The sequence below is a fragment of the Microbacterium sp. 69-7 genome, from assembly GCF_001897985.1.
GTDB classification, from domain to species: domain Bacteria; phylum Actinomycetota; class Actinomycetes; order Actinomycetales; family Microbacteriaceae; genus Microbacterium; species Microbacterium laevaniformans.
In genome coordinates this window covers 1-5,314 of the sequence record NZ_MKRU01000102.1, presented here as the reverse complement: position 1 = coordinate 5,314, position 5,314 = coordinate 1, and the positions used below count along the sequence as shown (strand labels likewise).

At 69.7% G+C, this 5,314-nt stretch carries 8 protein-coding genes; 6 read left to right on the top strand and 2 right to left on the bottom strand.

Annotation, left to right across the window (positions count from 1 at the left end; genetic code table 11):
- The first annotated feature begins 226 nt into the window (after nucleotides 1-226).
- Complete coding sequence (locus tag BGN98_RS13065; protein ID WP_288121637.1) at nucleotides 227-1,180, top strand: DMT family transporter; 954 nt, start codon at nucleotides 227-229, stop codon at nucleotides 1,178-1,180.
- A gap of 16 nt (nucleotides 1,181-1,196) precedes the next feature.
- Here BGN98_RS13065 and BGN98_RS13060 read toward each other — a convergent pair whose 3' ends face one another.
- Both BGN98_RS13060 and msrB read right to left on the bottom strand, forming a co-directional pair.
- Nucleotides 1,197-1,823, bottom strand: a complete 627-nt coding sequence (locus tag BGN98_RS13060; protein WP_288121636.1) for a nitroreductase family protein — start codon at nucleotides 1,821-1,823, stop codon at nucleotides 1,197-1,199.
- A complete protein-coding gene (gene msrB, locus BGN98_RS13055) occupies nucleotides 1,820-2,236 on the bottom strand; it encodes a peptide-methionine (R)-S-oxide reductase MsrB (RefSeq protein WP_005051085.1) in 417 nt (138 codons plus the stop codon). Before msrB ends, BGN98_RS13060 begins: the two co-directional genes overlap by 4 nt.
- A 74-nt stretch (nucleotides 2,237-2,310) precedes the next feature.
- Between msrB and BGN98_RS13050 the strand changes: the two genes are divergently transcribed.
- The 5 genes from BGN98_RS13050 to BGN98_RS13030 form a co-directional block, all read left to right on the top strand.
- Nucleotides 2,311-3,312 carry a DUF2332 domain-containing protein gene (locus tag BGN98_RS13050; RefSeq protein WP_288121635.1) on the top strand — a complete coding sequence of 334 codons (1,002 nt, stop codon included), beginning with the start codon at nucleotides 2,311-2,313 and terminating at the stop codon, nucleotides 3,310-3,312.
- A 9-nt stretch (nucleotides 3,313-3,321) separates the two neighbouring features.
- Entirely contained in the window at nucleotides 3,322-3,591 is a 270-nt protein-coding gene (locus BGN98_RS13045) for a DUF3263 domain-containing protein (protein ID WP_016464506.1), read from the top strand.
- Nucleotides 3,592-3,600: 9 nt separating this feature from the next.
- The gene (locus BGN98_RS13040; protein ID WP_288121634.1) at nucleotides 3,601-4,173 is read left to right on the top strand and encodes a LytR C-terminal domain-containing protein; all 573 of its coding nucleotides are present in this window, start codon (nucleotides 3,601-3,603) and stop codon (nucleotides 4,171-4,173) included.
- Between the two features lie 149 nt (nucleotides 4,174-4,322).
- On the top strand, nucleotides 4,323-4,526 hold the full coding sequence (locus BGN98_RS13035) for a cold-shock protein (RefSeq protein ID WP_005051075.1): 204 nt from the start codon (nucleotides 4,323-4,325) through the stop codon (nucleotides 4,524-4,526).
- A gap of 133 nt (nucleotides 4,527-4,659) precedes the next feature.
- Nucleotides 4,660-5,314, top strand: a 655-nt coding sequence (locus BGN98_RS13030; protein WP_288121633.1) for a TCP-1/cpn60 chaperonin family protein, incomplete at its 3' end; no start/stop codon positions are given.

Here is a 5,314-nt window from a genome sequence, read left to right as displayed (position 1 = left end):
TACCCGCCGAACCTCACCCGGCGAGCCTCACCCCCACCGAATGTCCGAAGAGCCCGTTATCCACGGCGATGCGCTCGGCATCCGCCGGCCCGCACCCCTAGATTCGATTCCGTGGACGAGCACGAGCCGCGTACCGAACCCGACACCGTCACCGAAGCGATCTGCATTCTGGGCTACGACTGACCGATCGGCTCCTCTCCCACGCGCCCGGCTAGGCTGAGGAGTCGTGACCGCACCGACGACGCCCCGGCTTCCCGCCGGTGTCGCTCTCGGTGGTGCCGTGCTGGTCGGCGTGCTGACGGCGCTTCAAGCCCGCATCAACGGGCAACTCGGTCTGCGCATCGGCGACGGATTCGTCGCGGCGGTCATCTCCTTTGGGTCGGGTCTGCTCGTGCTGGCCGTGTTGTCGGCGCTGCTGCCGGCGGGCCGCCGAGGCTTCGGCGCGCTGGTCAGCGGCGTCCGCGCACGCACGATCCCGTGGTGGATGCTGGGAGGCGGGCTGGCCGGAGCGCTCACCGTCGCGACCCAGGGCCTCGCCGTCGCTGTGATCGGCGTCTCCCTGTTCACCGTCGGGGTTGTGGCCGGGCAGACACTGAACGGCCTGGTGCTCGACCGCATCGGGTACGGCCCGGCCGGCGTCGTCGCGGTCACCATGCCGCGCGTGGCGGGCGGTGCGCTGGCTCTCGTCGCCGTCGGTATTTCGTTGCAGGGCGGCGTGGTGGAGCGCGTGCCGGTGTGGATGCTGGTGCTGCCCTTTCTGGCCGGTGTCGGCATCGCGTGGCAGCAGGCGACAAACGGGCGTCTGTGCCAGCGCGTCGGGACGCCGTTGACCGCGACCTTCGTCAATTTCTTCGGTGGAACGGTGGTGCTCGCCGTCGCCGCCGTCGTCCACGTTGCGTTCGTCGGTGTGCCGCCGGTGCTGCCGACCGAGGCGTGGCTCTACCTCGGCGGCGTGGTCGGCGTGATCTACATCTTCCTGTCGGCGGCGCTCGTCGCGCACACCGGGGTGCTGCTGCTCGGCCTCGGTGTCGTGGTCGGCCAGCTCGCCACCGCGTTCACCCTGGACGCGGTCTGGCCCGCGGATGCCGGTCCCGGCTGGGGAACCGAACTGTTGATGGTCGCGGTCGCGGCGAGCTCGGTCGTCGTCGCTCTCGCGCCTTGGCGGCGACGACGAACCTGAGCGGACGACGGGAGCGTCAGCTCTTCTTCTTGTCTTTCTTCGCGCCGGTCTTCGTCGACCCGCCGTCCTTGTCGGCGCCCTTGGCGGGGGCCGGCATTCGACTGAGATGCGCACGGGGGTCGACGCTCTTGCGGCGCCCGGGTCGCGCACCGGTGGGCTTGCCGCCGACGTACAGCCAGCCGAGCAGCTCCTCGTCCTTCGCGAGTCCGTGGGCCTTGGCCACGGCCTTCGCCCGCGTGTAGTGACCGGTGCGCCAGATGACGCCCCATCCCGCCTCATCCAGCAAAAGGCTGAGCGTGTGGGCGACGCCCGAGGCGACCGCTTCCTGCTCCCAGCGCGGAACCTTCTCGCTCTTGCGATAGCTGGCGACCACGGCGAGCAGCAGTGGCGCGCGCAACGGCTTCGTCGACGGCTTGTCGTCGCCCTCGGCCTTCGCGATCGCCGCCCCGAGCGTCGCCCGGTCCTCGCCACGCAGCTCGATGACGCGCCACGGTCGCAGGGACGAGTGGTCGGCGACCCGCCCCGCCGCCGCGATCAGGGTGAGAAGCTCGGCGCGGGTGGGCGCGGCATCCGTCACCTTCGACCATGAGCGACGGTTTCGCACCGCCGCCAGGGCCGGGTAGTCCGTGACCGTCTCGATCACGACGCATCCGCCTCCGGGGCCGGGGTGAACGACAGCGACAGCGAGTTCATGCAGTACCGGTCGCCCGTGGGGGTGCCGAACCCGTCGGGGAAGACGTGTCCGAGATGCGAGCCGCAGTTCGCGCACCGCACCTCGGTGCGGACCATCCCGTGGCTGCGATCTTCGATGAGCTCGACGGCCTCGGGGCGCACAGACTCGTAGAAGCTCGGCCACCCGCAATGCGAGTCGAACTTCGTTCCACTCTGGAACAGTTCGGCGCCGCAGGCGGCGCACGTGTAGAGGCCGGCGCGGCTCTCGTCGAGCAGCTCGCCGGTCCAGGCGCGCTCGGTGCCCGCCTCGCGGAGCACCGCGTACTGGTCGGCGGTGAGCTCCGAACGCCACTCGTCGTCGGTCTTGGTCACGCGGTAGGTCATGTCTGGCTCCTTACTCCACCCACCATTCAACCCGACGCGGGCCGCGGTCGGCTCAGCCCGCGAGAATGTCACCCATGAGTTCGCTCCCAGAATCGGTGTCGGCGCGTTACGCCCGGTTCGCCCGCGACGAGGCTCCCGGTCGTTCCGCGCTGTACGGCGAGTGGGCCGTCGGAGTCGCCGCGGATGCCGCGGTGCAGGAGGTGCTGGAAAGGATCTCGCCTTCGCATCGTCAGCCGCCCCTCGTCTTCGCCGTCGCGCGGATGCTCGGATCCGGCGAGAGTGGGTACCCCGAGTGGCGGGAGTGGATGCTCGCCCACAGCGACAGACTGATCACGGAGTGCGCGGCGCGGTCTCTGCAGACGAACGAACCCCTGCGGTGCGCCGCTCTGCTGCCCGCGCTTGCGGGCATCGACGGGCCGATCGCGCTGCTGGAGGTCGGAGCGAGTGCTGGACTGTGTCTCTACCCCGACCGATACTCCTACCGCTATCGCGGCGTCGCGGGCGAGATCGCGCACGATCCGCTCGACGGGGTGTCGGCCGTCGTGCTCGAGAGCGAGCTGCGCGGTCAGCACGTGCCCCCGTTGCGGCATCCGGAGATCGTCTGGCGGGCGGGCATCGATCTCGCGCCACTGGATCCCGCCGACCCGGCCACCGAGGCGTGGTTGACGGCTCTCGTCTGGCCGGGCGAGACCGGACGCGCGGATCGGGTGCGTTCCGCCCTGCGCATCGCGGCAGTGGAGCCGCCCCTCATGTTCGCGGGTGACGGCGTCGAACAGCTCGCCCGCGCGGTCACGGCGGCGCCGCCCAGGGCGACGCTGGTCGTTCAGACCCCCGGCGTGCTGGCGCACCTCGGCTGGCACGCGCGCCACGCGCTGATCGAGCAGGTATCCGTCGTGGGACGGTGGATCACGCTCGACGCGCCCTCGCTGCACGAGGGATGGCGCGGCGGGCGGATCGCATCGAACGCTCCCGCTGAGGGCTTCGCACTCGCGCGCGACGGCGTCGTCCTCGCCCACGCCGACCCACTCGGGCGATGGCTGGAGTGGCGTCCCGGCGAGCGCGCTGCGCGGGGTTAACGTGAGCAGGTGCCCCTCTCCGAGCGTGATCGCCTCCTCCTCGACTTCGAGTCGCGGTGGACCGTGCACGACGCCGTCAAGGAGGAGGCCATCCGTGCCGAGCTCGCCCTGGCGCCCGCCCGGTACTACCAGCTGCTGGCTCGCATCATCGACCAACCGGATGCCGCGGCGCACGACGCCATGCTGGTGCACCGCCTCCGTCGGCTCCGCGATGCGCGCGAGAGCGAGCGTGCGGGACGCGCGGCCGTTCCCGCCGTCCGCACCGGAACAGGCCGGTAGCATTCTGGGGTGCCGAGTACGCCCCCGCAGAAGGACCGCTTCGATGATCTCGCCCTCGAGGGGGGACGCATCGGTGCGCATCGCGCCGAGAATCCGCGCCTGCGGGGAGGAATCGTGGTGCTGTGGTCGGTCATCGCGATCGTCGTGCTGGTCGCGCTGGGCATCTTCGGCACGCTGATCGCCACCGGGCGCGTCACCCTCTTTCCCACCCCGAGCGCCACGCCGACGACCATCTCGACCGCCGAGCCGGTCGTCGACACGTCGTACCCGGTCACCGTTCTCAACGCGACGACACAGTCGGGTCTGGCCGGCTCCCTCGCGCATACCATCGTCGGGGCCGGCTGGTCGCCCGACAGCGTCACGGCCGGCGACGCCAGCTCCAAGGACTTCCCGACCACGACGGTCTTCTACTCCGACCCCGCCGAAGAAGGTGCGGCGCGGGGGCTCGCACAGGTGATCGGCGGGGCGGCCGTGACACTCAGCGATGCGTACAAGGGCCTCGCGAGCGGCGACGGCGCCAAGCTCCTCGTGGTCGTGATCGGTGCCGATCGCACGGATGCCGGGGCCACTCCGGCCGGCTGACCACCCCGCCCTGCGGGTATCAGTGGGGAGCGTGTTTCGCGCGTGTGAACAGTTCGATGCGCCTGTGTCAACACTTGCCGGAACGGCGATTTCGCCGCTCTCACGCTGGTTAGCATTGCGACGTCCCACCGCAGCATCAGGAGATTCGCATGGCCCAAGGTACCGTCAAGTGGTTCAACGCCGAGAAGGGTTTCGGCTTCATCACCGTGACCGACGGCCAGGACGTGTTCGTCCACTACTCCAACATCGACATGTCGGGATTCCGCGTCCTGGAGGAGGGGCAGACGGTCGAGTTCACCGTCGGCGCCGGTCAGAAGGGCCCGCAGGCCGAGTCGGTCCGCGTCGTCGCCTGACGTCGTTCGGCCCTCCCGTCGCGCCCGCTCGGCGCGGCTTGCACTCGTCATGCCAGAGTGCCAGAATGAGTTAGCACTCAATCATCGCGAGTGCTAAAGACTCATCCTCACGTCCGGGAGGGACGACACACTTATGGCAAAGATCATCGCTTTCGACGAGGAGGCCCGCCGTGGCCTCGAGCGTGGCCTGAACATCCTGGCCGACGCCGTCAAGGTGACCCTGGGCCCGCGCGGTCGCAACGTCGTGCTCGAGAAGAAGTGGGGCGCCCCCACGATCACGAACGACGGTGTCTCGATCGCCAAGGAGATCGAGCTCGACGACCCGTACGAGAAGATCGGCGCGGAGCTCGTCAAGGAGGTCGCCAAGAAGACGGACGACGTCGCCGGTGACGGCACCACGACGGCTACCGTCCTCGCCCAGGCTCTCGTGCGCGAAGGGCTGCGCAACGTCGCGGCCGGCGCAGACCCCATCTCCCTGAAGAAGGGCATCGAGAAGGCCGTCAAGGCGCTCTCCGACGAGCTGCTCGCCTCCGCGAAGGAGGTCGAGACCAAGGAGGAGATCGCCGCCACGGCATCCATCTCCGCCGCTGACCCCGAGATCGGCGCGCTGATCGCCGAGGCGATCGACAAGGTCGGCAAGGAGGGCGTCGTCACGGTCGAGGAGTCGAACACGTTCGGCACCGAGCTCGAGCTCACCGAGGGCATGCGCTTCGACAAGGGCTACATCAACCCCTACTTCGTCACGGACCCGGAGCGCCAGGAGGCTGTCTTCGAGGACCCGTACATCC